Raw genomic sequence first — 25331 nt, forward strand, 5'->3', positions numbered from 1 at the left:
AAAATTAAAAATATGGATTTCGACCTTTCTCCCTCCACCCAGGCCCTGCGCTCCCGGCTGCAGGAGTTTATGGACACCCACCTCTACCCTATTGAAAACACCGTCAACCGCTTCCACCAGGACCCGGCCAACGCCTGGCAGGTCTGGCCCGGCATGGAGGACATGAAAGTCAGTGCCCGCAAAGCCGGCCTCTGGAATCTGTTTCTACCGAAAAGCTACGGTGAACTCAGCCCCGGCCTCACCAACCTGGAATACGCGCCGCTGGCCGAACTCATGGGGCGACTCCGGTTTGCCAGTGAAGTGTTCAACTGCAGCGCCCCGGATACCGGCAATATGGAAGTACTGGCCCGCTATGGCAGTCCCGCCCAGCAACAGGCCTGGCTGGAACCGCTATTGGCCGGCGAGATCCGTTCCGCCTTTCTGATGACGGAACCGGATGTGGCTTCCTCGGATGCCACCAATATTCAAACTTCCATTGTCCGCCAGGGAGACCATTATGTGATCAACGGACGGAAGTGGTGGTCTTCGGGAGCAATGCATCCGCACTGCCGCATTGCCATCGTTATGGGGAAGACCGATCCGGAGGCCGAACGGCACCGGCAGCAAAGTATGGTACTGGTACCGCTGGATACGCCCGGGGTGACGATAGAACGCCCGCTTTCCGTATTCGGTTATTCGGATACGCCCGAAGGACACGCGGAGATCAGCCTAAAAAACGTGAAGGTGCCCGTGGAAAATATCATCTTGGGCGAAGGTCGCGGTTTCGAGATCGCTCAGGGCCGACTCGGGCCGGGCCGTATCCACCACTGTATGCGGCTGATCGGAATGGCCCAACGCTCCCTCGAACTGATGTGCGAACGCGCCACCGAGCGTATAGCTTTCGGACGCAAATTGCAGGATTTCAGCAGTATCCGGCAGGAGATCGCCCGCTCCCGTTGTGAGATCGAGCAGGCGCGCCTGCTCACCCTGGCGGCGGCCGATAAGATGGACAAAGCCGGAAACAAAGCCGCTAAGGACCTGATCGCCATGATCAAGGTAGTGGCCCCGCAAATGGCCTGCACGGTGATCGACCGGGCCATTCAGATCCACGGAGGGATGGGCGTTTGCAGTGATACGCCACTGGCCGGATTCTACGCGGCGGCCCGCATTCTCCGTCTGGCGGACGGACCGGATGAAGTGCATCTGTATCAATTGGGTAAAAACACGATCCGGGCGGCCGGTAAGCGGGAATAGGCTCCCGTTTGCGCTCGGTAATCAGTTGGTTTTTGAAGTTTCCTTTGAACTCCGGCTTTACGTAGTCGGTTCAAGCTATGCTGACGTTAAATTGGTTTGGGCAATCCAAAACAGTTTGAGTATAGCATATTGCAAACCGAAGACCAACAATCACCTGATCATGAGAATTATCCTTTATTTAGCCGCTTTCCTGTCACTGATCTCCTGCGGAGAAAATACTACGGCTGCCAGCCGGGAAGAGCCGACACCCACACAGGATACGCCCACTCCAAACGAGGAACCAACTGCAGCCATGCCGAATGAGCTGAACGATATAGAAGACATCCGAACGACCTTTGCATTCATTACTTCCGAAATTGATAACGGCCAGTTGGATTCCACCGCTTTTAAATACGATTGTCACGGTGAAACGGGGGGAACCGTGACCTATTTTTCCCATCGGGGCCAACTCCGGATGATCCGACACGCTTCCTACGCCTACAGCCATCATTCGGCCATCGATCGCTATTATATTCTCGACGATCAACCCTTCTTCGTTTTCTACGATCAGGAGTCCTGGATTTTTGACCCGGATTCGGACGAAGAGGGAGCTACCAAAAGCGACATTACGGAGAAACGATTTTACCTGATCGACAACGAGCCGGTCCAGTGCCTGGAAAAGAAATTCACCACCAGGTCTTCGGTGGATGACGGCCCCAATTCTCAAAACACTGCTAACCGGGAGGTGGCCTGTTCCGGTCTCGAGGATTTGCAGAAGACCTACGACCTGCTTTTACAACACCGGGGGCAGCGGGAAGAGCTGCAGTGCTTCTTAGAATAGACCTTTGGGATTAGTGCTACGCCTGCATGGTCGCTAAAAAACGCTCCCGAAAGCTGAGTCCCAGGCTAAGGGTTCTTCCTTTTACGGAAATTTCGTGCCGGTCGAAATACTGAATGTGATCACGATTGACGATGTAGGATTTGTGGATCTGCAGAAAATTCTCCGGAAGGGTTTCCAGGGCTTCAGCGGCCGACTGGCGGGCCAGGATCTTTTCTTCTTCCAGATGATACAGCATGTAGTTGTGATCCTTTTCCAGATAATAGATCCGGGCGGGATCGAGCTGGTAGGTTTTCGATCCGCTTTTCACCATTATGGTTTGCGGCTTTGCTAAAGAATGGCGTTCCGCTGCAGCGGGTGCTGGTTGGATCACCTTCCTGATCGCTTTGGCAAAACGCTCCAGGGTGATCGGTTTCAGTAAATAATCTACCGCAGTCAGTTCGTAGCTTTCCACGGCGTATTCCGAATAAGCGGTGGTGAAGATCACCCGAGTGCGTTCATCCAGTATCCGCGCCAGGGCCATGCCGGAAATATGGGGCATGTTAATATCCAGAAAGATCAGATCTACCGGCCGGGTATTCAGAAAGGACAAGGCTTTCAAACCGTTCCGGAAGCTTCCCACCAGTTCCAGTTCCGGAAAATGCCGGAGATAAGATTCCAGTAGAGCGATGGCTTTTGGCTCGTCGTCAACGATGATCGTTTTCATGATGCGGGGTTTGAGTTCTTTAATGACCGGCTTACTAACTCCAGATCGACCCGGTAGGTAGTTCCGGATGCAATCGTTAGTTGGTGCCGGTCGGGATACACCAGTTCCAGTCGGTGCCGGGTAGCCTTCAGCCCCGTTCCTCCCTTCTGCCCGGCGGGTAGTGCCGGCAGTATTGGGTTAGACACGCTGAAGCGCATGCGGTCTTCCCGGCTCAGGTCAAAATGCACCTGGATCGTTGATGCTTCCTCCGGGGCCGCTCCGTGTTTGAAGGCATTTTCGATAAAGGGTAGAAAGATCCCCGGTTCTACGCGGTGTGCATGATCGCCCTCCACCGTCAGGATAAAATCCACCTCTCCCGCTTCGAATCGCAGGAGCTGTAATTCGGCGTAGTTGCGGATAAAATCGATCTCCTTTTCCACCGGATTCTGCTCCAGCCCCGAATCGTAAACGACGTGCCGCAACAGGCCCGATAGGCGATCAATGGAATCTGCCAGTTTGGGATGCTGGTGCTGATCCACCATCGACATCAGGTTGTTGAGTACGTTAAATAGAAAATGGGGTTGCAGATGGGAACGCAGCCGATCCAGTTCGGCCTGTTTCTTTTCCAGTTCCAGTTGCTGCCTCCGGGATTCACTCTGCAGCCATACTTTACTGATACCGTAACCGAAGGAAACGGCAAAATAAAAAAGCAAAATACTAAAGACCAGTCCCTGGCTCAACTTCGGGTAAGTACTCAGCACCGGTAATGCCAGGATCACCCGATAGATCAGCAGGCTGAGCGAATAGGCACCCAGGCCATAGGCAAAAACTTTCGTCCGGGAGATGCCGCGGATGAGTCGTGTGATGTTCCAGAGGTTGAAATAGAACAGGCCGGCACTGACCACCAGCAGGATCGACAACAGCAGAATAATGCTGCCGCTCCAGGTAGTCCGAACCGTTTCTACCTCGTTGATGATCTCGATCTCCTGACTGAGAATAGCAAAACTGGTCAGAATAAACCAGGCCGTTACTCCCCAAAACAACAGATTGAGTAAAACTTCGATCCCTTTGCGCTTCATCTTCGCAATTTAGAACAATCGGGACTTTTCGCCTGGAATTTGGGAGGAAGACCCGCAATTTTGGTAGGAACGGCCTGCCGGCGGCCCGATCACAAATTCCAACCCATTGCTACCGGGAATCGCACGATAGCTCACATCTTTCTTTTTAATGGCCAAACTTCGACTAATCTTGCCGGGAACCGTATGGCATTCGCCCGATTGAATCACCAAACCAAACAACATGAGAATTTTGACTGTAATGGCTATTTGTTGCCTCACCCTTAACAGCTTCGGCCAATCCACACCGGTGTTGTCTTCCATTGACCATCTGGACCAAAAGGTGGACGCACTGGTCCAGCAATACCGGGATCTCGACCTTTTTGCCGGAGTGGTGCTGGTCGCCGAACGGGGAACTCCCGTTTACCACAAAGCCTTCGGCTACGCCGACCGTACTACCCAGAGGCCAAATACCCTGAATACCCATTTTGACATTGGTAGTATGAATAAAGCTTTCACCAAAGTGGCCGTACTCAGTCTGGTACGGGATGGAAAACTTCACCTTGATGACCCACTGGATAAATTCCTAGACGGCTTCGGCCCCGTAGCCGGGAAAAAAGTGACGGTGGAGCAATTGCTGGAACATCGTTCGGGATTCGGCGATTACCATGACTCTGCCTACTGGGATCTCGATTATGCCGGGAAAAATATGGCGGCCCTGGTGAACTTGATCCGGCAGATGCCTCTCCTCTTTGAACCCGGCACGGAACAGGAGTACAGTAATGCCGGTTACGTTCTGCTCGGCGCGATCATCGAAAAAGTGACGGGCAAAGATTATTTCAGTTTCATCCAGGAGCGTATCGTAGATCATCTGGGACTGCGGGAAACGTATCTCACCGATAAGTACAATACTCCGGAACGGGCCATCGGTTACACCCGGACCATGCGCGGTGAACTGGAGGCCAATGATTATTTTCAGGATCCTCCGGGACCGGACGGCGGTTTTTACGCTACTACTTCCGACATCCTGAAATTTTACCGCGCCTACCACTACGGCGACGCCCTCTGGGACGAGGCTACCCGGCAACTCGATCCGATGTATCCCTTTCTGCAGGAACACCGCACTACCGGTGGCGCCATCCCCCACGCCGGAGGGTTTCCCGGGGCGAGTACGGCTCATTTTGAAGTATTGCGCGATCAGATCTCCGTGATCGTTTTTGCCAACCGGGATGAGATCGTAGCGGAAGATATCGCAGCCGGCATCCTGGCTATCATCCGCGGTAAAACACCAAAGAAGGCGATGCAACCGGCCCATTTACTCATCTTCCAAACCTACCGCGAAAAGGGGATCGACTACATCCGTGACCATTTCGAAGAGCTATCTACCAACTGGCACCCGGCCGATCCCAAGGACATGATCCTCAACATGATCGGCTATAACCTACTCTATTCGGACGATGCCCGGGAAACCGAACAGGCGATCGAACTCTTCACCCTCAACACGGAACTGTTCCCCGAGATAGCCAACGTATGGGACAGCCTGGGAGAAGCCTGGCGTAAGCAGGGTGACAAATCTAAAGCCCTGCAGTATTACAAAAAGGCGTTGCAGATCCAGCCGGATTTGCCATCGGCCCGGGAGGCGGTGGCGGAATTGGAGCGCTAGGCGGTTAGGTCGTGGTTCTGCCACTCGAGTGGCAGAACCACGACCTACCTACCCACCGCCCGAAACGTCTCATCCGACGCCTGTAATATCTTATTGCGCAGGTTTTCCGGATAATCCGGGCGATCCGCGAGAAATTGTTTAACGGCTTCCACTACCGATTCCGACCGATGGCCGCTGAAAGTATTGTCCAATACCCTTTTCGGAAAAAAGATGTCTCCCGTAGCCTGTATCTCTTCCAGCATTTCCAGGGTCGGGGTAATGTATTTCTCCGCACTTGCGGCTCGTAGGGGATGGTGCAGCCAGCCCAGCGCTTCCTGCACCCAGGATTCTACCTGCCGGTTTTCTTCCTGTTTCAGGCTGTTGAAGAACTCATCCCGGGTAGCTTCATTGGGCGATAGGGCCGGTTTGACGAAGCGCATGCGCGCCTGCCGGTCGGCATTTTTGGTCCGGTCGATCTGTTGATCGATCAGGTCTACACTGTGCGGAACATCCCGCACGGCCAGTTGGAAAGCCAGCTCGATATAATCGTTCTCCGACAGGCTGAGTCCTTCTACCTCCAGCTCTTTGGACCAGATGGCCTGCAGTCGCTGCACGCCTTCCGGACTCTCCACCACCGAACGGTAGGTATTAAAAAGCGCGGTTTTTAAACGCTTGTCTTCTGTCTGTTCGAAGGCCGTCCACAGTGCCGCTTCCACCTGAGCGTTCACCGATTTGCGATCGGGTTCGGGCAGGAAGTTCCAGTATAAGCTACTTAGATAGCCCAGGATACGTTGTCGCAACAGCGGATCGGGTTCTACACTGATACCTTCCAGCATGGTAGGTAATAAGGAAGTGGGCTCCAGATTATCGTTCAGCAGGTTTTCCCAGAGGTTGATCCAGCTTACGCCCCGCCACATCGGTTCTTCGAGCTGATTGATCCGGGCCAGCAGATAGGTCTTACTGGCTGCCCCCAGTTGAAAATAGCCGTAGCCGTAGCCCCCGGCGTTGGGAATGATCATTTCCGGCCGGGGAGCCAGCTCGCCCAATTCGAGTGTATTTTCGGCCTGATTGACTTCCATTTGGTAAGTACTGGTCCCATTTTCGTCAAAAGTAGTGATCTGCAGCGGTTGGGACCACATGGTCGACCCTCCGGCATTCGTTACGCGCATCCGGATACTTTTGATGCCGTCTTCTCCTTCGGTATCCAAGGCCAGATGGGGCATGCCCGCCTGTTTGATCCACTGCTGGTTCCAGGCATCCAGATCGTCCTCCGTTTGCCGGTCCAGGATATCGATCAGATCATCCCAGGTTGCATTGTTGTAGGAATAGGTCGTCAGGTATTTCTGCAGGCCCGCCCGCATGGCGGCTTCCCCGATCTGCTTTTCCAGCATCCGCATCACAATGGGGGCTTTCTGATAAATGATGGCCCCGTACAGGGTTCCCGCATCCTTGAGATTAGCCAGCGGTTGCTGAATGGGATGCGTGCCGGCCGTGCGATCCACACTGTAGGCGCCCGGATAGTGCGCCAGCGTGAAGCGCAGATCGTGATTGATCTCCGGGAATGAGGGATTAACGATCTTGGCCGCCATGAAATTGGCAAATACCTCCTTCATCCATACATCGTCAAACCAGTTCATGGTCACCAGGTTCCCGAACCACATATGGGCCGTTTCGTGGGCGATCAGACTGGCGCGCCCCAGTTCCTGGTTCTGGGTAGCGTTCTCATCCAGAAACAGGCTGGAAGCTTTATAGGTGATCGCTCCCGGGTGCTCCATCCCACCGTACTGGAAAGACGGGATCAGGGCAAAATCAAACTTCTGAAACGGCATTTTGATACCCGTGTAATCCTCCAGCCAGTTCAGTGCGCTCAGGTGCAGATCAAATATGGCCTGGGCGTTGCGCAATACGCTGAGCGTATCCGTTTCCCGGTGCAACATGGTCATTTTCCGACCACCCAACTCGGAAGTGATGGTCTGAAAATCTCCCACCACAAAATCAAACAGATAGGTAGGCAAAGGGCGGGTTGCTGCGTACTGCAGGGTCTTGACCGAATCCTGGATCGTTTCTTTCTCCAATGCCCCGTTGGCCAGTGCCTCCCATTCCTGCGGGATATTGAGCGTAAGCTGGTAGCGGGCCTTTAGGTTGGGTTGATCGAAACAGGGAATGGCCGTCGATGCCCGATCCGGTACCAACAGGGTATATAGAAACTCCTCCTGCCGGTTCAGGGACTGGTCCCCCAGATCAAATTCCAGGCTGACCTCATTTTCTCCTTCCTGAAAATAGCGGGCCGGAATTACGATATGCCCGTTCTCAAAAATGTATTCGACCGCCTCCCCGGCCTGACTCACCCCGTGTAGATAATCGGCGGACGGCACTTTGAAATCCAGCACAATCGCTTCCGCAGCGGAATTCAGCTGGAAGTGGACGGTATTGGTACCGTGCAGGCGTTCGGCACGCAGGCGCGGCACACTGACATTCAGAGTATACCGCAGGTCGGTCAGTGTCGCTTTGCGGTGCTCCGCCAATTCCCAGGAGACCCCGGGTTCCGGTATCTCGGGGGGCGGTCCGGTTTCGGTACAAGCCTGGAAAAGAAAGGGTAGCAACATAAGCAACTGATAATAGGAACGCAGGATCCTGCGCCGTTGAGTCTTCCTCATGTATTTAGAATTAACCGTAATTACGCTCCGATCTTTACGGAGCCCTTGTTAAATGTAACTTTGAGCTGAAATGTTATATTCTTTACACCCCGCCAGAATTTTGCCGGCGTGAAGCGAATGCCGCTCCGGGGCATTGCCTGCAGCGCCTCCCGTACTGCCATTCCGCAGCCGGCACCGATATCCTGCAGGATCTTTATGTCCGTAATACTGCCATCCACTTTTACCGTAAAACTGGCGCGAACCACCCCGGTGATAACCTTCGCCAGATCATTTTCCGGATATTGGAAATGGTCATAAAAAAAGGCCATCAACTGCCGGTCGGCACAGGATCTTTTGGCTTCCTTAGTCGCCTCTTCTTCACAACCGGGAAAACGTGGCAGATCCATAACCAGCACCTGATGTGGCGATGGTGTTTACGGTGGTCTAGCCTGCGCGCATATCCCACCGGGGATCAGTAAAATTAAGAAGAAGAGCACGGTGTTGATCGCCATCTAATCGGGATTTTCCGGTATCTGTTTGGTAAAGGCTCAATTGCCAATTTTCACCATACCATCCACAAATTGGACCGATAATTCAAATTGCACTGCCATCGGTCTTAAACGCCCGCCAAGAGTGCCCATCGGCTGAAAACGGATCCCTTCCCGGGACAGTGTCTCCAATGCGGCTTTCACGATCTTGCCACAATCACCGCCGATATCCTCAACGATTTTCACGGTATTCAACTCGCCATTTTTTGATATGACATAGGTAAGCCGAACGGTACCGCTGACGCCTGCTTCGATCGCCCCGACCGGGTAGACTATACGTTTGGACAGTAAAACTTTGAGTTTTTCATCCCCACATTCCCATCTCCGGTGGGGATTCGGTTCATCTTCACAGCCCGGGAAACGAGGCCGTAGCCTCATCTGCATACTCTCGCCCTTAATAGTATCCTCCACCCATTTTTCCGGAGGTGGCGGCGGCGGTGGAGGAGGTTTATATTCCTGAGCCTGCAGCCCCGGAACTGACAGGAACACCGTCACCCCATAACACAGTATAATGCCGAGCGCATATTTCATCATGGATCCCATTTAAAGTTCCTGGGTTGATCGCGGTATAGTCCCGTCCCGCATCACTATTCGTCCGTACTGGCGGCAGTGGTCTCATCCACCTTGTAGAACTGAAAACGACCGTTCCACAGCATGCCGAGGGTATCCTGATTTGCAGACTGGGAAAATAGCACTTCATCACCAACCGTTAGATCAATGAATTTCATGGCTTCCAGCGGGCTCAGATAATTGATTTCGCCGTTATTCGGATCATCGACTTCCAATTGTCCGTCTTTTACGTTTACATCCACCCAATAATCGCCAATGCCGGCCACCTGAAAATTGAGCTTGTACCGGCCCGCAAAGCTGGCCAATTCCTCTTCCGACAAGGAGACGAGCTCCACTTCGCGCGGCTGGCTGATCCCCCAGTCGTAGTAACTGGAAATACCCCGAATGATCTCTCCCATCAGGCGTCCGCCGTTATCCGCATTGGTCATCACGATCATGCCCTTCCCCTGGTAAGCAGTGCCGATCATTTCATTGGTAAAGCCGGCATTTTTGCCCCCGTGTCGAAACAGCAGGGAATCGCCATCCCACATCAGCGAGGGGCCGAGCCCCCAGTCGTTCTTATGTTTGGTGAGCATTGCCTTGAGGGTTTCCTTGCGTAGCGCGCCTTCTTTTTTGCCCGCTAATATTTCCTGAACGGTGATGATGTAATTGGCCAGATCGGTGGGGGTGGTCCAGAGGCCGGCGGCTGCCTGTTCCGGATAGTTGTGCCAAAGGCCATCGATGAGTTCGCCTTGGTTATCGTAGGCGGCGCTGGCTTCACCGTGCCGACCTTCCGGCAGGGGCTGCTCGTAGGTACTGTGGGTCATACCGAATTGCGGAAGAATATTTTCGGCCAGATAAACCTCCAGGGGTTGCCCGCTCACATCTTCGACCACTTTTTCCATTACGGTATAACCGCCCCCGGAATACCGCCAGATACTTCCCGGCAGGGTATCCACAAAAATAGCCGGGGTATTGCCCTCTCCGTTCAGAACGCTGATAATGGAGGGAAAAACATCCTGCTGGGTGTAGCCGGGGAATCCGTGTACCGTCATACCGGCGTTGTGGGTGAGCAAACGACGCAGGGTCACCTTCTCTTCGGCGGTAAATTTACTATCCGGTATCTGCCAGCCTTTCAGGTAGGTGTTGACATCTTCATCCAGATCGACCTTTCCCTCTTCGGCCAATTTTAAAGCCGCCAGAGCCGCTACCGGTTTGCTGATCGATCCGGCCTGAAACAGGGTTTGCACATCTACGGGTTGTCCGGTATCCGTATTGGCGATACCGTAAGCTTTGGCCCATTTGACGGCCCCGTCCTCGACTACTGCGATGCTGATACCCGGCACCCGGTGAAAAGCCATCCGTTCTTCAATATTCATGCCCTGTGTCGAGTCACCTTTGACCGCGATCGGCAGGAGTAACCCATTTTCAATGGCGTTGATCTCTTCGCTAACATCAGCAGCGGGATCGTTCCCGGCACATGCCGCCAGGAGCAAAAAGGTAAATAGTAACAGTGGGTGTAAAGATTTCATACGTTGAGATTTGGTTATTCAGAAAGACCCGGCAGCCCGGATCAGGGCGCCCCGAGCGCTGCTTCCCGGAAGGTAGTAAGCGAGCGGCCAGGCTGTTCAGTCCTTCTGGATAGGGATAGTGGGAAATGGCTCCAAAATAAGGAAAAGTTGGTTAAGCCGAATCGGAGTGGAAATTAATAAACTCTTTACGTAACAATCCGTATTTCAGCACATCAAAGTACTTACCGCCGGCAAATCTCATCTGCCGTAGCCGGCCTTCCCGGGAGAAACCCAGATGTTCGTGGAGTGCGATGGAGGCCAAATTATGATCATAAATATCCACCGTTACTTTGTGATAACGCAATTCCTGAAAATAATAATTCAGGATCATTTTAACGGCTTCCCGGGCGTATCCCTTTCGACGGTGCGCGGCCTTAAGCGCTACGGCATAGCTAAAGGTACCATTTTGGGGATCACAATCGCGGGTATGCACCATGCCGACCGGAATCCTTTCCGGATTTTCAATTACAAAAAAATAGCCGTCATCATCCAGCGCCTTGGTGGCCTTTTTGGCCGTCCATTCCCGCTGCCGTTCCAGAGAGGAAGGGAACCAGATCCGGTCCAATGATCGCTGGGTTTCGGTTTCCTGGTTCCATTGGTAAAAAAATTCCGCATCTTCCGGTTCGATACCCCGAAGTCGAACAATAGTACCTTGCCAATAATTACCCCCCATGATCCTTGCTTGTTTTATGTTAAAAGCCATTTGGTCAACATGGCCCGCTCCTTCCCTTCGAAGCCCTGCCGTGCGTACAGGCGATTTCCTTTATCGTTGTGATTTTCCACTTCCAGGTGAATGGCGTGGACGCCCAACTGCACCGCCGCTTCGGCAACAAATTCGATGGTTTGCCGACCAATGCCCCGATCGCGATACGGGGCTTCAATAAAAAATTCATCAATAAAGGCATCCCGGCCGCCGTATTCAAAGCTAAAGCCGTAAGCCAGGACAATGTACCCGGCAACCTCATCCGCTACCCGGATCAGCCAAAAGCGACCGAGTTCGGGATTGGATAAAAACAGGTTCAGATTGTGACGGCTCTTTGCTTCCCGAAAAGGGTAACCGTCAATTTGGTAAAAACGCTCCATCATTCCAAGGATGGTCGGAATATCCTGCCGGTGGGCGAGTTCGAAATTGACTTGCATGTTCCTGATTAAAAGGTGACCGTCAAAGATAGTAAACGCAGTCTGGGTTTCTACTGTCCACGACGGCTGCCGATCAGCCCTCGTCCCAGTCTTCCGGTTCCAGTGAAAAAATATGGTCTACTTTCGCACCGAATACGTGGGCGATCTTTAACGCCAGGAGGGTGGACGGAACAAATCGTCCTTTCTCAATGGAGTTGATCGTTTGCCGGGAAACGCCCACCTTTTCGGCCAGGTCCGCCTGGGTGAGTTCCATTTTGGCCCTTTCGACCTTGATCGTATTCTGCATGGAAGAAATTATTCCTTGTATTTCAAATAGTGAAAAGCCCCCAGGGCCAGGATTAAAGCTAAAGACAGGTATTCAAAAGCCGAGATCGAATACCAGCTATCCGTTTCGATGGAATATCCCGCAAAATTATAATAGTAATTAATGAGCATGACGATCACCGCAGCCAGCGGAACGCCCAGCGCCAGGGCTTTGAATTTCAGATAGACCGTGCGCTCGTCCGAATCCTTTTCCTTAGAAAAAAAGATCAGGATCAGACCGAAAGCTACGGGAAAACTGGCTCCCGACAGATCGACAATATTGAAACTGGTCATCCGATAAATAAAAATGAGGATAGCTCCCAGGATCAGGATGATCCCCAGTATCCTCATTTTATTCGGATAGACAAAAAAGAAGGACGATGGTTTAGCAGGCATAGTAGTAATTTTTTCCTGAATTCAAATGTAAAACAAACTTTACATTAAGTCAAGAAAAAACGACTTTTTATACTCAGCAGTACGGTTATTCGGCTACCGGAACCCCATTTTCCACCAGAGTAGCTATTTTTCGCGGATTGTCGGTGATCAGATCTACGGATTTTACCCCCAATGCTTTCAGTATCTTTCCGGCCGCTCTAAAATCACGGGCATCCCGGGAAAAACCGACCGCTTCGTAGGCATCCGCCTGCTGCACACCTTTTCTTTTGTGTTCCACGCTTTTCAACAAGGCAAAATGCCCGTTGCCTTTGCCTTCCTGATCCAGTAAAATAATAATGCCCCGGCCGGCTTCCTGGATCCTGGCCTGGGCATTATTCAGTTGTTCCTGGCAATCGCACTCTATGCTGTTGAAATAGTGGCCGAAAATGCAGGAAGAATGCACGCGGCACAATACATTTTCAGCGCCCGCAATTTCGCCCATAAACAGGGCGATAGATTCCTTCTGTCCGTCGTAGAAGAGGACTTCCCGGAACTCTCCGTATTTGGTTCTCAGTAAGCCTTCCGCAAGTTGGATGATCATATTTTTCGTTTTTTTATCACCTAACTGTGGTAGGAGGAAAAGAGTTCCTGCCGCTGGAGAAGTCTAACAAAAGGTAAGAGATCCTAGCGCACTGAGATCATCTTCTTCGTATCCACGGCTTTGCCATCCAGTACGAGGGAATAGAAATAAACTCCTCCACTGAGGAATTCGGTCTCCAGAATTGTTTTGCCGGCTCCCCGGGCGGAAATATTTACCGATTTCAGCACCCGGCCCTGGGCATCGGATATTTCCAGTTGAGCCGATTGGATGCCTTCCGGAATGAAATACGGAATGCTGGTGCTGGTACCGAAGGGGTTGGGTTGATTCTGTTCCAGGCGGGCATCCGAGACCGAAACGGTATTGGTAGGTTCCCCGCCGGAGGTCTGCTGCTGGATCTGTTTGACCAGCTCCTCCAGTTGATCCAGGCGGTCCTGCAGTACCCGGTTTTCCCGTTGCAACTGCTCGTTATCGCGCTCCAGGCGAGCGAGTGTTTCCTCCTGGTCTTCGATCTGTACCTGTTGTTCCTGCATCGCCCGGGTGAGGATGGGGATCATCGGTACGTATTCCACGCCCAGATAATCGATCTGCTCTACACTGAGACTATCCCCGTCCGGATAAGGCTCGGCGTGAACCTGTTCGCTCACCAATTCCGGAAAAACTTCCTGCAACTCCTGGGCAATAAATCCAAAGCGCTTACCACCGGCGAGATGCATGCGCTTAAATTCCTCCCTCCTCATCTCATAGGTTTTCGGCCGCAATCGCATAATTTTTTCCAGAGCGGAAAATTCCGAAATGTTCTTTTTAAGCTTTCGATCGGACACATCAGTGAGCGTTCCGGTATAGGCCATATCCCCACTGGCGTATACCGCATACCCAAAGTCCGGATCCGCCGTGCCCAGCACCCCATACCTTGTACCAGATGTGGTAAAAGCCTGCCCCACTACGCCATAGCGTATACCGGTACCGGATCCCTGGCAGATCCCGTAGAGTCCCCAGCGTTGTTGGTTGGAAGAACTGGTATTATTACCGGAGATGGCGATCTGGTCCTGGCCGAACTCCTGTACGTACAACTGGGCATTAAAATCCTCGGTGTAGGTCCCCATTCCCATATTGCCCTCCTCCGGATTGACAAACAGCAAGGGGTAAAAAACGGCGATATCATTAATGACCCGGGTGTATCGCAAAGAAAGGGCGGATTGTACCGCATCATTGTTATCAAAATCGCCGACATCGGTGATGCCGAAGGTCCAGGTCTCCTGATCCACGCCACCTAAGCCGGAACCCGAAGTAATAAATGTGAGCTCTTTGAGATCCAGATTGCTCCGGCTGGCCGGGAAAGCGGCATAATTCCGGACAGTCAGTCCACTGCCGTCGGAGATCGTGCGCTGCAGGTCACCACCGGCCGATATTGAATTGTCCGTGATCGACGAATAATTGAAGCCATTCTGCACGTTGAGGCCGCCAATGCTCATGGTCAGACCTGACAGTAGATTCCCCTGATCGGAAAAGGTTAGTTGGGAGGGCGTCAATTTGGAAGACAACTGGGCCGGTAATTGGCCGACACTCCCCACTAACAATAGAATGAAAATTGCGTTGAAAATTTTACTTTTCATAGGTTATTAGGTTTTCATGATTTTAACTGTATGGTTGGACATTGGTCAGCAGTCAGTACGTCAAGCCTCCGGCATCGAAGGCTCAATGCGAATACTTTAACTTCCTGGAATACCAAAACAGTCTCTTACATCGATCAGCCGCTTAGGGAGTTGCCTCCATTGTCATTGGCCGGATGCCATGCGTTGCCATTCCATCTTTACGTGTCCAAAATGGTGAAATAATCCCCAGGTTGTCCTGTGAATGTAGCTTTGATAGCAAGTGGGAGAGTCCGAAAGGTTCTAATGAAAATTAAATATACTTATTTTTTACTAGTCTAACATATTGAGTACCGCTAATATGTTCTCTGCTTCCAGGAAATTGGGATGCTCGATCCGGTGACTGACTTTTTCGTGGGCCCAGGTGGTGTGGTAGGGCACATGGACGGCATTGCCCCCCAGTTCCAGGACCGGCAATACATCCGATTTGATGGAATTGCCCACCATGAGGAAATTTTCGGCCCGGCAATCCAAATGTTTCAACAGTTTCCGGTAATCCCGTTCTTTTTTATCGCTCATGACCTCGATGTGGTGGAAGTGATGCTCCAGTCCCGATTTGACCAGTTTGCGCTCCTGGTCCAGCAAATCCCCTTTGGTAGCCAGCACCAGGCGGTACCGTCCGTTGAGCTTAGTGAGTACTTCCTCCACGCCGTCCAGCAGTTCGATCGGCTTTTGTAGCAATTCCTGCCCGAGAGCGATCGTTTTGTTGACCAGTTCCAGGCCGGCCGTGTTTTCCGTCACTTTGGAGATCGTTTCGATCATCGATAACATAAAGCCTTTCACGCCGTAGCCGTAGAGGGCCAGATTTTCCATTTCCGTTTTAAACAACTCCTGCGATACGGTATGGTGGGGCAAAAAATCTTCCAGTAAAGCACAAAATTTGTGCTCGGTCTCCTGAAAGTAGGGTTCATTTACCCAGAGGGTGTCGTCCGCGTCAAAAGCGATGACTTCAATTTTCCCCGATGTTTTAGGCGTACTCATAATAGGTAGTTACTGCTTTAAATCCGTATTTCTTGTAAATGCCCAGGCCATCCTCGGATGCCTGCAGGATCACCCGTCGGTAGCCGGCTGATCGAGCATAATTCAGGGCAAAGGTAAACAAGGTGGAACCAATTCCCCGCCCCCGGAAATCCTGCAGGGTCGCAAAACCGTAAATACCGACCGTTTCCGCATCGGAAGGGAAAAGTTCAAGGGTGGCGACCGGCTTTCCCTCCTGGTAATAGACTAGCAGACGAATATCGCTGTCACTAGCCAGATAGACCGGGGCGGTCCGTGCGTAAAACCGGACGACGTTCTGATCGGGCGGGGTCCAGTTGTGCGCAAGTACCCGGGCGTAATCCGCGATCCGGTCCGGCTGATCTGCGATCCTTACGTTCCGGTGATCCGGATGCCGCCGGATCGCGTAATCCCCCAGATCCAGGATCATCCCTACTTCTTCGTTCTGACGGCTTACCCCCGCTTGTTGTAAAAAGCCGCCTACCTCCGCTGTAAGCTGCTCCCGGCCGATCCAGATACAGTAATCCAGACCGCGGCTTCGGTAATAAGTAACGGCCGCTTCCAGGGTGGCGGCGCTTAGGGCTGAGCCGTTCGAAATGTGCAGGATATTGAAGGTATCGCAGGATAGTCCGCTATCCACATAGGTAAGTCCCGGCAGTTCATTTACGATCATGCCCGGCGTCCGTTCCGGCACCTGTCGGGCATGCCGGTTAAAATTCTCGTCAATGGTATCGATCATGCGGTAGTGATTTTTCCAACCGATCCCACAACACTCCCCCACGCCACAATAGTTCCGCTACCGACACAAAAAAAGCCGCAAAGGCCCGGTTAGCCCGGAAACCTTTGCGACTTTTATGCAGATACGGGCAGACAGGCCAAAGCTGGCCTGCCGCTCCCCTATTGTTTGTCTTATCCAAGTACTTGCTGGGTACCCACGAACGGCTGACTGTAGAGTCGTTCTCCCGTAGCGCGGGCCAGAGCGTTTGCCAGAGCAGCCGCTACCGGCGGCAGCGAAGGTTCTCCCAGACCGGTCGGGTCGACGCCGTTTTCCACGAAAAATACCTCGATCTCCTTCGGAGCTTCCGAATGGCGGATCAGGCGATATTTATCGAAGTTGTTTTGTTCCGGCTTGCCGTCCTTGAAGGTCATGTTGCTGTACAGTGCGTGACCGATGCCGTCCACGATACCCCCTTCGATCTGATTGAGGGCACCTTCCGGGTTGACCACAATACCGCAATCCACGGCGCACCATACTTTTTCGATCTTCGGCTTATCGCCCTCCATTACTACGTCCACCACCTGCGCTACGTAGGAGTTGTGGCAGAAGTAAGCGGATACTCCCCGGTGAACACCGGGCTTGTCCTGGCCCCATCCGGCTTTTTCCTTCACCAGTTTCAATACCCCGGCGTAGCGCTCCGGATCGTAGTCGTTGCTATCCCCTACCGGATCACTGATGGCCCGGTCAAACAGTCCCAAACGGAAATCGATCGGATCTTTTCCGGCCGCTTCGGCTACCTCATCGAGGAAGGACTGCTCGGCGAAAGCGATGAAATTAGAGCGGGGTGCCCGCCAGGCTCCGGTAGAAATATTGGATTCCCGGCTGTTGTTTTCCGCCAGGTAATTATCTACCGTACCGGCCGGAAAACGGTTATTGAAAACCGGACTTTCGGGAGCACCGGTACCCTTCACGTGGAAACCGATCAGGTTATTATCGGCATCCAGAGCCGCGCGGTACGTCACTTTATAAGTCGGCCGATAGGTACCCTGGGTCATATCATCCTCCCGGGTATAGATCAGCTTGACCGGAGCGTTTATTTTCTGGGAGATCGCCGCCGCTTCGATCCCGAAGTGACCGTACAGACGACGTCCGAAACCACCCCCCATTCTGGTCATCATGATGGATACTTTTTCTTCGGGTAGTCCCAGACGGGCCGCTGCGGTCTTGCGCATAAATTCCGGCGTCTGGATCGGACCAACCAGTTCCGCGTGGTCCGCGGTTACATGCGCAAAGAAGTTCATCGGTTCCATGGTATTGTGCGCCAGGAAGGGACCACTGTAGGTGCGTTCGATCACCTGCGCCGCATCACGGAATGCCGCTTCCGGATCGCCGTCCTTACGGGATCTGGCCGGGTCGTCGGCAGCAGCCAGCAAGCGTTTTTCCAGTTCCTGATCGATAGTCGATGTATTTTCAATGGCATCCTTGCCTTCCCATTCCAGCTTGAGCGCCTTTTTGGCTTTCAATACTTCCCAGGTCGTGTTGCCGACGATCGCCACCAACTCGGAGAAAGCGCTGGTATCAGACCACTGCTTCTCCACATCTTCCGGATAGGTGTCGATCGTGAAAATATCAACGATGCCGGGCATGGCTTTGGCCGCTTCCGCGTCCATTGATTTCAGAGTCATACCAAAGGCAGGCGGGTGCTCGATCATCGCGATCAGCATTCCTTCCTGCTGGTAATCCAGGCCGAACAGCGGCTGTCCGGTAGCGATCTTTTTACCGTCTACGTTTTTGGTCGGCACGCCGATGATCTTGAAATCCTTCGGGTCCTTCAGTTCCACTTCTTCCGGTACCTCAATACCGGCTGCGGATGATGCGATCTCACCGTATCCGATCGACCGGCCACTGCCTTCGTGGGTGATCACCCCGGATGCGGTGGTGAGTTCGGCAACATCAACTTCCCATTCCTTAGCCGCAGCTTCCATAAGCATCCGGCGGGCGGTGGCCCCGGCCATACGCAGGCTTTTCCATCCCTGGCGAATGGACTGGCTACCCCCGGCCAACTGGCGGCTGAAACTCTCCGTATTCAGTCCGGCCTGCTCAACGATCACGTTTTTCCAGTCGACGTCCAGTTCTTCGGCCACGATCATCGGCATGGCGGTTTTGACGTTCTGGCCGATCTCCGGATTGGGTGACATGATGGTCACCACTCCGTTATTTCCTATTTTCAGAAAGGCATTGACGTCGTACCAGTTATCGGGCATTATAATGGCCTCTACGGCTTCAGCAGTGCCTTCCGGCTTACAACCGGCCAGCCAACTGAAACCCAGGACCATCCCGCCACCGGCAAGACTGGACACCTTTAGGAAAGATCTTCTATTATGTTTTGTTTTAATCAAGGTCATAATGTGTTTTTTTTTAAGCGAAGGAGAGATCAGAAATTACCCCATTTTCTGGGAAGCCGTCTTGATGGCGGATTTGATCCGCAGATACGTACCGCAACGGCAGATGTTGCCGTTCATGGCCGCATCGATATCCGCATCGCTCGGGCTTGGGTTGTTCTTGAGTAAAGAAGCAGCATTCATGATCTGTCCGGCCTGGCAATACCCACATTGAGGTACGTCGTGTTCCACCCAGGCCTCCTGCAGGGGATGGTCGCCGGCTTCGGATAAGCCTTCAATGGTGGTAATAGCTTTGTCTCCGACACTGGAGACCGGTAGGGAACAGGACCGCATGGCAGTACCGTCAATGTGAATGGTGCAGGCACCGCATTGACCGATACCGCAACCGTATTTGGTTCCGGTTAATTTGGCGTGATCCCTTAATACCCACAATACGGGGGTATCCGGAGCCACGTCAATTTCTTGGGTTTTTCCGTTAATCTTCAAATTATAAATAGCCATAATAAGCGTGATTAGATGTGAATTATGAGAGGTGTCTGGTAAAAAAAGTCTTCAGGGTAGGGCAAGATCCTCCCTTACAAACCTGAATATACTGAAATCTGTATTATTAACCAAGACGGCCCTGGATGGTTGATGTGAATGACAAAAAATTTGATGTGGGTGAGAGCGGGACGTTCGGTGGTTGGGGCCCTGAATACCCATTCCGGTTTCCAAAACTTCCAGGTCAAAATACCCCGGCCCCCAACCGTCCTGCAGTCCTCAGTAATCCGTGATCACTGCAATATCCGTCAGAACCAGCAGCGGGATCTCCGTTTGAAAAACTTCCCGCCGGGTGACACTGCGATGGAACACCTCGTTGATCCAGGCTCGTTTACGACCGATCAGGCATAACATATCGGCCTTTTCCGCTTCCACAAAGGTGTGGATGCTCTCGTTTACCTTGACGGTAGCCGGAGCGTAGTGGAAGGAATAATCCTGCCCGGCGAGATACATGCCGATGATCGGATCTACGCCCAGATCGGTATTCCCCAGATCCGTGTGGAAGATCTTGATATCGGCATCGTTCAACTCGGCCAGATCGATCAGAGGCTCCAGAACGTTTCTACCCGTCACTTCGTAATCATCGACGGCCAGAACGATTTTGCGTAACGGCCGGTAGCGTGCATTTTCCGGGATAGCCAGCACCGGGGTCTCGGTAGCCTTACAGACGCCGTTGGTAGTAGAACCCAGGAAGATGTCCTTGAACCGGGAAGCGCCCTGGGTACCCATGATCACCAGATCGTACTGATCGGCCATTCCGGCGATCACCGGGATCGCATTGCCTTTGATAATGTCATAAGTGACCGGAGGGTGTCCGGGCCATTGCTTATGGATCCACTGGCGGTTGTCTTCCATCATTCTTTCGGCATCTTCCCGAATATAGCGTTCGATGGAAATGAGCATATCCGCCGAAGCGTGCACCAGGTAAGTGTGCAACAGGTGCAGCGATGCTCCCATATCCCGCGCCAGGCCAATGGCGTAGTTCAGCGCATTCTGGGAATAGGGGGAAAAATCGGTAGGCACTAATATCTTTTTCATTTCACATGGTTTTTGGCAGTTAAAAGCTACCCCTTTTTTAGTCTCCCGGATATGACCGCAACCAGCATGACTTATGATCTTGCTCAGTTCCGGATCGCCGTAGAAGACCGGCCTACCCTGGCTATTTTTACCCACATCACCGGCCCGAGTGATCCAGGTCATGGCGTTTCGGCTATAATAAAACGACATTCGTATGACCTCATAACCCCTTAAATATCAAAAAAATGAGAACCGCATTTGCTCTGATCTTCTTCCTGCTGCTCTCCTTGCCCCAATTATCCGCAACGGACATCCGCAAAGGAGAACAGGTACTGGTGACGACGGCCGTGCACGATGATCTCTACGTCGGAGCCAATAGCGTAAAGATCAATGCCCCTATTTACGGCGACCTGATCGCGGCAGCCCGCTTTTGTTACGTTCAGGATACCATCCACGAAGACGCCATCCTTATTGCCCAGGAACTATTCCTGGAGGCTCCGGTAATGGATGATGCCCGCCTGATGGCCGGCCAGGTCCATATCCGGGCCGACATCTTCGGGGACCTTTTTATCGGCGGCGGTACCGTGCATATTGACCGCGATGTGCGCATCCACGGGAACCTTTTTGCCGGTGGCGGCACCGTCAACCTCTACGGAACTGTCCTCGGGGACATAGAACTCGCCGGCGGGGAAGTATTCTTTGACGGTACTGCCGAGCAGGCTGCCAATATCAAAGCCGGCACCCTGAACCTTTCCGGTACCATTCGCGGTCCGGCACGGATCGGCACCGAAAAGCTGAATCTGACCGAACGGGCGGCATTCTACCAGGAGGTCCATTACTGGACCGCCGACGGACCGGTGGATCTTCAGTTCGCCCAAAAAGACGGAGCTACCGCCCAGTTTGACGAAACCCTGCGCACCGACCAGGATGATTACTCCTGGCACGGCGCCTTCGGTATCGGTTCGGCGCTGTTTACCGTAGGGCGTATCCTGTCGGCTGTAGTCCTGTTGATCATTCTCGTCTGGGCCTTCCGTAAGTTTTTCCGCAATACGGCCCACGATCTGATCGGACACTACGCCGTCAGCCTCGGCTACGGTATGCTCTATCTCCTGGGCGTGCCGCTGCTGATCCTGATCGCACTGGTTTCCATCATCGGTATTCCGGTGGGTATTTTTTCACTGGCGACCTACGGATTAAGCCTTGGTTTTGCGCACATTCTGACGGCCATTCTTGTTACTTATTGGTGGCAGGAATACCAGCAGGTACGCTGGAAAAACGGGAAAGTGATCCTGGTTGCTACCGGCGTTTTCGTATTGCTGAAAGTAGTTTCCTGGATCCCGTTCCTCGGCTGGCTGATCTCCCTGATGGCAATCGCTACCACCTTCGGCGCGATCCTGAGCGAATTGCTGCGTAAGAAAACGGAGACCGAAGTAACTGCCCCGCTGGAAGCCAGCGAGCTGGAAGTATAGCACAACCTGAATCATGCGAATCAGGAGTTAAAAGTCCCGTAGGGACGAACTATAGGTAGCCCGTCCAATAGAGATTCAGCGTGCCGTAGGTACGCAATATGGGTTTTACATGGCGTACCTACGGCACGCTAAGCCGGGAAGTGGTCATTTTGCTACCTCCATTTTGTGCCTAAAGGCACATTGATTCCAAGTTTAATCCCTGATTCGCATGACTCATGTTGTGAACTCAAAGCCGACATTTTCAAAGCAAGACATATGAAAACCATGGAGGCCATTTGGCAAAACTCATTCACATCCATTCCCGATTTCCCGATCGCCTTTCCCAATCGCGGTCGCAAACTCCCCCAATCGCTGCGGGTACTGGCAGCCGACATCGGTGGTACCAAGACCAATGTGGGCCTGTTCCTCGTTGGGGACGAGCAGATCCGCCTGATCGAACAGTCCTCCTACCCTTCCCAGGATTACCATTCTTTCGTCGACATCGCGGAGGACTTTCTGCAGGGTAAAGAGCGACCGGATCGCATCAGCATCGGCATTGCCGGCCCGGTGATCGGCGGGAAAGCTACCACCACCAACCTCAACTGGGAAGTGGACCGCAAAGTGCTCATCCGCGAACTGAAGGTGGCGGAAGTTTTTATCCTCAATGATCTGGAGGCGAATGCCTACGGGATCGCTGCCCTCCAGGAAAAGGAACTGGACCGACTGTACGCGGGGCACCAGGAGATCGAAGGCAATGCCGCCATCATCGCTCCCGGCACCGGCCTGGGCGAAGCGGCGCTCTACTGGGACGGCGAATACTTCCACCCGTTCGCTACTGAAGGCGGCCACACGGACTTTGGCCCCCGGAATGACCTGGACCTCGATCTGTTCCGCTACCTGCGTCGAAAATTCGGTCACGTGAGTTGGGAACGCGTCGTATCCGGTCCCGGCATTCAGAATATTTTCACCTTCCTGCGCGTCGATAAGCAGTGGGATGTCCCCGATGATCTGCGCGAAGCTATTAACGCCGGCGACCCACCGGCCGTGATCAGCGCATACGCCCAGAAAGGATACCCCATTTGTGAGGAAACGATCCGGCTGTTCATCAAATACCTGGCGCAGGAATCCGCCAACCTCTGTCTGAAGACCAAAGCGGTCGGCGGTCTATTCATCGGTGGCGGCATTATCCCGAAGATCCACCACGAACTGCGGGAAGAAGCATTCCTGAATCATTTCTTTCAGGCGGGTAGACTGCGGGATCTCGTGGAGGCTATTCCGGTGAGCGTGATCATGAACAGTGAAGCGCCGCTGCTGGGTGCGGCTTATTATGGGGCGTTGGGGGTTTGATGGTGGACGGTTGACGGTCGAAGGTGGACGGTCGAGGGTGGACGGTTGAAGGTCGATGGTGGACGGTTGATGGGGGATAAATACGAAGGACGTCATCATGATCCTTCGGTTTTAGATAACCGGTTAGGTAAGATCCTGACTGCATTTGGTTGAAGACCTTTCAACGACTTCCGATATATAGCAGCGTTTCAGTCTTTTTTCACCAATACCCCGATACCATGCACCTGAATATATTAGCACTGGATCTGGACGGAACACTGGCCAAAGACGGGATCGTAGCCGACGAGACCTGGCAGGCCCTGCGCAATATGAAGGCCGCCGGTTTTGTATTGATCCTGGTGACGGGACGGCGACTGAGTGTCATTCCCGGAATCGGCCCATTCGATGAGATCTGCGAAGCGGTTATCGCTGAAAACGGGGCGACCATCTATTTCCCCCGTAGTGATACAACGGTCACTCCATTCGGCCGGCTGGCTCCCGAAGTTATCCAAAAGCTCGAAGGACTCGGCCGGGAGATCGAATTCGGCGTAGCTATTGCCGCCACCTGGATCCCCCACGATCGTGAAGTACTTCACATTCTATCGGACACCGGCTACGCCGCTACGGTCGAGTACAATAAAGGCGCCGTTATGATCCTGCCTCCGGGGGCAACCAAGGGTTCCGGACTAAAGTATGCACTGGAAGAACTGGGCTATTCCACCCGTAACGTCATCGCTTGCGGTGATGCGGAAAACGACCGCAGTATGTTCGAGCAGGCGGACCTCTCCGTGGCGGTAGCCAATGCCATTCCCGCCATCCGGGATCTGGCCGATACGGTACTGAACCAACCCAACGGAGCCGGTAGCCGGCAGATGATGGGACAGTTGCTGGCGGGAAAGATCCCTCCCTACCGTTGCCGGCCGCAACGCCGGATACAATTGGGACAAAATACCGAAGGCGATCCGGTTTGCCTCAGCCCGTTTAATCTCCTGGACAGTAATTGGGGGATCGTCGGATCCAGCGGCACCGGTAAATCCTGGCTGGCCGGAATGATCATGGAACAGCTGCTCCGGATCGGCTACCAGGTCTGTGTGATCGACCCCGAAGGAGATTACCGTTCCATTCGGGCCTTTCCCCGTACGATCGTACTCGGCAGTGATTTCAGCTCGCCACCTTCCGTCGGCGACGTCATTACCTTACTGGAGTACGCCCGGGTGAGTATCATTCTGGACCTGACCTTGTATAAGCGAGATGAAAAGATCACCTATGTGCGGGAATTCATGCAGGCCCTGAGTGGCATTCGGGCCAAACGGGGACTTCCGCACTGGTTCCTGATCGATGAAGCGCACTATTTCTGTCATACCGAGGGGGAACATCTGTCGGACCTGTTTTTGGAAAATGCCCAACGGGGAGGATTCACCTTTGTCACTTATTACCCGGATGCCCTGCCGAAAAAATTGCTCCAGGGGATCGATCACTGGATGTTCACCCAGATCAATCACCAGGCCACGATCAACGTGTTGCGCAAAAATATCCGACCACAGGAAAAGAGCTGTGATCTCGACGAGCTCCGGCAACTAAACGCCAGAGAGTTGTACCTCTGCCTGGGGGATACTCCGCAGTTGTCAGCGCCCGCTTCGGGCATCGTTCGGCTGGACGGCGTCAACCGCTCCACCCAGCACGTAAGGCACCTGCACAAATACCTCCTGGCGCCGCTGCCGACGGACAAACAATTCTACTTTCACGTGTCCGCCCCGGATCCCGGAGTGCGTCCGGCAGCAAGTTTGTGGGAATTCCGGCAGGCGCTTCCCAAACTTCCCGTTAAAACCATTAAATTTCACCTCGAAAGACATGATTTCGAAAAATGGCTGACCGAGGTAATTCACGATGATGAGTTGGCGCGGCAGGTCCGCAAACTGGCGGGGCGACCGGTAAAAGATGAACAATTGAAAGAGGCCCTGGCCGCTACGGTTGCTAACCGCTTCGACGAACTGGAGAGTCTGATCTAAAGCGGATTACCGACTTTAACCGATCGGAAGTTGCCGCTGGCTGAAATATCGTAGTGGATCCCGCAAGGGAA

Annotated in this window: 23 protein-coding genes; 6 read left to right on the forward strand and 17 right to left on the reverse strand. The window is 53.1% G+C overall.

Translation table 11 applies throughout. The annotated features are described in order from the left end of the window. Window positions 1-12: 12 nt before the first annotated feature. Both CRP01_RS02390 and CRP01_RS02395 read left to right on the forward strand, forming a co-directional pair. Entirely contained in the window at window positions 13-1233 is a 1221-nt protein-coding gene (locus CRP01_RS02390; protein WP_099148393.1) for an acyl-CoA dehydrogenase family protein, read from the forward strand. A 160-nt stretch (window positions 1234-1393) separates the two neighbouring features. Beyond that, window positions 1394-2053 (forward strand): hypothetical protein, encoded by a 660-nt coding sequence (locus tag CRP01_RS02395; RefSeq protein ID WP_099148394.1) that lies wholly within the window; start codon window positions 1394-1396, stop codon window positions 2051-2053. A 16-nt stretch (window positions 2054-2069) separates the two neighbouring features. Here the strand turns inward: CRP01_RS02395 and CRP01_RS02400 are convergent, their stop codons facing one another. Beyond that, window positions 2070-2756, reverse strand: a complete 687-nt coding sequence (locus tag CRP01_RS02400; protein WP_099148395.1) for a LytR/AlgR family response regulator transcription factor — start codon at window positions 2754-2756, stop codon at window positions 2070-2072. Further along, complete coding sequence (locus CRP01_RS02405) at window positions 2753-3814, reverse strand: sensor histidine kinase (protein WP_099148396.1); 1062 nt, start codon at window positions 3812-3814, stop codon at window positions 2753-2755. Before CRP01_RS02405 ends, CRP01_RS02400 begins: the two co-directional genes overlap by 4 nt. Before the next feature lie 220 nt (window positions 3815-4034). Between CRP01_RS02405 and CRP01_RS02415 the strand changes: the two genes are divergently transcribed. Further along, window positions 4035-5453: a serine hydrolase gene (locus CRP01_RS02415; protein WP_099148398.1), complete on the forward strand. Its 1419-nt coding sequence runs from the start codon at window positions 4035-4037 to the stop codon at window positions 5451-5453. A gap of 44 nt (window positions 5454-5497) precedes the next feature. Here the strand turns inward: CRP01_RS02415 and CRP01_RS02420 are convergent, their stop codons facing one another. The 15 genes from CRP01_RS02420 to CRP01_RS02490 form a co-directional block, all read right to left on the reverse strand. Further along, complete coding sequence (locus CRP01_RS02420; RefSeq protein ID WP_222845644.1) at window positions 5498-8089, reverse strand: M1 family metallopeptidase; 2592 nt, start codon at window positions 8087-8089, stop codon at window positions 5498-5500. Between the two features lie 20 nt (window positions 8090-8109). Then, complete coding sequence (locus tag CRP01_RS02425; RefSeq protein ID WP_099148399.1) at window positions 8110-8475, reverse strand: energy transducer TonB; 366 nt, start codon at window positions 8473-8475, stop codon at window positions 8110-8112. A gap of 141 nt (window positions 8476-8616) precedes the next feature. After that, window positions 8617-9150 (reverse strand): energy transducer TonB, encoded by a 534-nt coding sequence (locus CRP01_RS02430; RefSeq protein WP_170110187.1) that lies wholly within the window; start codon window positions 9148-9150, stop codon window positions 8617-8619. Between the two features lie 53 nt (window positions 9151-9203). Beyond that, window positions 9204-10697 carry a serine hydrolase domain-containing protein gene (locus CRP01_RS02435; RefSeq protein WP_099148401.1) on the reverse strand — a complete coding sequence of 498 codons (1494 nt, stop codon included), beginning with the start codon at window positions 10695-10697 and terminating at the stop codon, window positions 9204-9206. 151 nt (window positions 10698-10848) lie between these two features. Beyond that, complete coding sequence (locus tag CRP01_RS02440; protein WP_170110188.1) at window positions 10849-11409, reverse strand: GNAT family N-acetyltransferase; 561 nt, start codon at window positions 11407-11409, stop codon at window positions 10849-10851. Window positions 11410-11423: 14 nt separating this feature from the next. Further along, complete coding sequence (locus CRP01_RS02445; RefSeq protein WP_099148403.1) at window positions 11424-11876, reverse strand: GNAT family N-acetyltransferase; 453 nt, start codon at window positions 11874-11876, stop codon at window positions 11424-11426. A 73-nt stretch (window positions 11877-11949) separates the two neighbouring features. Then, window positions 11950-12162, reverse strand: coding sequence for a helix-turn-helix transcriptional regulator (locus CRP01_RS02450; RefSeq protein WP_099148404.1), 213 nt, complete (start codon window positions 12160-12162; stop codon window positions 11950-11952). Window positions 12163-12170: 8 nt separating this feature from the next. Then, window positions 12171-12575 (reverse strand): hypothetical protein, encoded by a 405-nt coding sequence (locus CRP01_RS02455; protein ID WP_143473235.1) that lies wholly within the window; start codon window positions 12573-12575, stop codon window positions 12171-12173. Window positions 12576-12660: 85 nt separating this feature from the next. Continuing rightward, the gene (locus CRP01_RS02460; RefSeq protein WP_099148406.1) at window positions 12661-13155 is read right to left on the reverse strand and encodes a GTP cyclohydrolase II; all 495 of its coding nucleotides are present in this window, start codon (window positions 13153-13155) and stop codon (window positions 12661-12663) included. 83 nt (window positions 13156-13238) lie between these two features. Then, window positions 13239-14768, reverse strand: coding sequence for a tail fiber domain-containing protein (locus tag CRP01_RS02465; RefSeq protein WP_099148407.1), 1530 nt, complete (start codon window positions 14766-14768; stop codon window positions 13239-13241). Window positions 14769-15077: 309 nt separating this feature from the next. Further along, window positions 15078-15785, reverse strand: coding sequence for an HAD family hydrolase (locus tag CRP01_RS02470; protein WP_099148408.1), 708 nt, complete (start codon window positions 15783-15785; stop codon window positions 15078-15080). Next, entirely contained in the window at window positions 15772-16539 is a 768-nt protein-coding gene (locus tag CRP01_RS02475; protein ID WP_099148409.1) for a GNAT family N-acetyltransferase, read from the reverse strand. The genes CRP01_RS02470 and CRP01_RS02475 overlap by 14 nt, the downstream gene beginning before the upstream one ends. A 170-nt stretch (window positions 16540-16709) precedes the next feature. Continuing rightward, window positions 16710-18923 (reverse strand): xanthine dehydrogenase family protein molybdopterin-binding subunit, encoded by a 2214-nt coding sequence (locus CRP01_RS02480; RefSeq protein ID WP_099148410.1) that lies wholly within the window; start codon window positions 18921-18923, stop codon window positions 16710-16712. Between the two features lie 36 nt (window positions 18924-18959). After that, complete coding sequence (locus tag CRP01_RS02485; protein WP_099148411.1) at window positions 18960-19421, reverse strand: (2Fe-2S)-binding protein; 462 nt, start codon at window positions 19419-19421, stop codon at window positions 18960-18962. A gap of 258 nt (window positions 19422-19679) precedes the next feature. Then, window positions 19680-20498: a universal stress protein gene (locus CRP01_RS02490; RefSeq protein ID WP_170110189.1), complete on the reverse strand. Its 819-nt coding sequence runs from the start codon at window positions 20496-20498 to the stop codon at window positions 19680-19682. Between the two features lie 224 nt (window positions 20499-20722). Here CRP01_RS02490 and CRP01_RS02495 point away from each other — a divergent pair, with 224 nt between their 5' ends. The 3 genes from CRP01_RS02495 to CRP01_RS02505 all read left to right on the forward strand — a co-directional run bounded on the left by CRP01_RS02495 (window position 20723) and on the right by CRP01_RS02505 (window position 25260). Then, entirely contained in the window at window positions 20723-21946 is a 1224-nt protein-coding gene (locus tag CRP01_RS02495; RefSeq protein WP_099148413.1) for a bactofilin family protein, read from the forward strand. A gap of 255 nt (window positions 21947-22201) precedes the next feature. Then, window positions 22202-23272, forward strand: coding sequence for a glucokinase (gene glk / locus CRP01_RS02500; protein ID WP_222845645.1), 1071 nt, complete (start codon window positions 22202-22204; stop codon window positions 23270-23272). 218 nt (window positions 23273-23490) lie between these two features. Continuing rightward, entirely contained in the window at window positions 23491-25260 is a 1770-nt protein-coding gene (locus tag CRP01_RS02505) for an HAD-IIB family hydrolase (RefSeq protein WP_099148414.1), read from the forward strand. Window positions 25261-25331: the final 71 nt, after the last annotated feature.

It is taken from the genome of Flavilitoribacter nigricans DSM 23189 = NBRC 102662 (assembly GCF_002646595.1).
GTDB lineage: Bacteria > Bacteroidota > Bacteroidia > Chitinophagales > Saprospiraceae > Flavilitoribacter > Flavilitoribacter nigricans.

Bases quoted from the DNA above. Each gene is read 5' to 3' on its own strand.
- CRP01_RS02390 (WP_099148393.1), top strand. From the start codon at position 13: ATGGATTTCGACCTTTCTCCCTCCACCCAGGCCCTGCGCTCCCGGCTG.
- CRP01_RS02395 (WP_099148394.1), top strand. From the start codon at position 1,394: ATGAGAATTATCCTTTATTTAGCCGCTTTCCTGTCACTGATCTCCTGC.
- CRP01_RS02400 (WP_099148395.1), bottom strand. From the start codon at position 2,756: ATGAAAACGATCATCGTTGACGACGAGCCAAAAGCCATCGCTCTACTG.
- CRP01_RS02405 (WP_099148396.1), bottom strand. From the start codon at position 3,814: ATGAAGCGCAAAGGGATCGAAGTTTTACTCAATCTGTTGTTTTGGGGA.
- CRP01_RS02415 (WP_099148398.1), top strand. From the start codon at position 4,035: ATGAGAATTTTGACTGTAATGGCTATTTGTTGCCTCACCCTTAACAGC.
- CRP01_RS02420 (WP_222845644.1), bottom strand. From the start codon at position 8,089: ATGAGGAAGACTCAACGGCGCAGGATCCTGCGTTCCTATTATCAGTTG.
- CRP01_RS02425 (WP_099148399.1), bottom strand. From the start codon at position 8,475: ATGGATCTGCCACGTTTTCCCGGTTGTGAAGAAGAGGCGACTAAGGAA.
- CRP01_RS02430 (WP_170110187.1), bottom strand. From the start codon at position 9,150: ATGATGAAATATGCGCTCGGCATTATACTGTGTTATGGGGTGACGGTG.
- CRP01_RS02435 (WP_099148401.1), bottom strand. From the start codon at position 10,697: ATGAAATCTTTACACCCACTGTTACTATTTACCTTTTTGCTCCTGGCG.
- CRP01_RS02440 (WP_170110188.1), bottom strand. From the start codon at position 11,409: ATGGGGGGTAATTATTGGCAAGGTACTATTGTTCGACTTCGGGGTATC.
- CRP01_RS02445 (WP_099148403.1), bottom strand. From the start codon at position 11,876: ATGCAAGTCAATTTCGAACTCGCCCACCGGCAGGATATTCCGACCATC.
- CRP01_RS02450 (WP_099148404.1), bottom strand. From the start codon at position 12,162: ATGCAGAATACGATCAAGGTCGAAAGGGCCAAAATGGAACTCACCCAG.
- CRP01_RS02455 (WP_143473235.1), bottom strand. From the start codon at position 12,575: ATGCCTGCTAAACCATCGTCCTTCTTTTTTGTCTATCCGAATAAAATG.
- CRP01_RS02460 (WP_099148406.1), bottom strand. From the start codon at position 13,155: ATGATCATCCAACTTGCGGAAGGCTTACTGAGAACCAAATACGGAGAG.
- CRP01_RS02465 (WP_099148407.1), bottom strand. From the start codon at position 14,768: ATGAAAAGTAAAATTTTCAACGCAATTTTCATTCTATTGTTAGTGGGG.
- CRP01_RS02470 (WP_099148408.1), bottom strand. From the start codon at position 15,785: ATGAGTACGCCTAAAACATCGGGGAAAATTGAAGTCATCGCTTTTGAC.
- CRP01_RS02475 (WP_099148409.1), bottom strand. From the start codon at position 16,539: ATGATCGATACCATTGACGAGAATTTTAACCGGCATGCCCGACAGGTG.
- CRP01_RS02480 (WP_099148410.1), bottom strand. From the start codon at position 18,923: ATGACCTTGATTAAAACAAAACATAATAGAAGATCTTTCCTAAAGGTG.
- CRP01_RS02485 (WP_099148411.1), bottom strand. From the start codon at position 19,421: ATGGCTATTTATAATTTGAAGATTAACGGAAAAACCCAAGAAATTGAC.
- CRP01_RS02490 (WP_170110189.1), bottom strand. From the start codon at position 20,498: ATGAAAAAGATATTAGTGCCTACCGATTTTTCCCCCTATTCCCAGAAT.
- CRP01_RS02495 (WP_099148413.1), top strand. From the start codon at position 20,723: ATGAGAACCGCATTTGCTCTGATCTTCTTCCTGCTGCTCTCCTTGCCC.
- glk (WP_222845645.1), top strand. From the start codon at position 22,202: ATGAAAACCATGGAGGCCATTTGGCAAAACTCATTCACATCCATTCCC.
- CRP01_RS02505 (WP_099148414.1), top strand. From the start codon at position 23,491: ATGCACCTGAATATATTAGCACTGGATCTGGACGGAACACTGGCCAAA.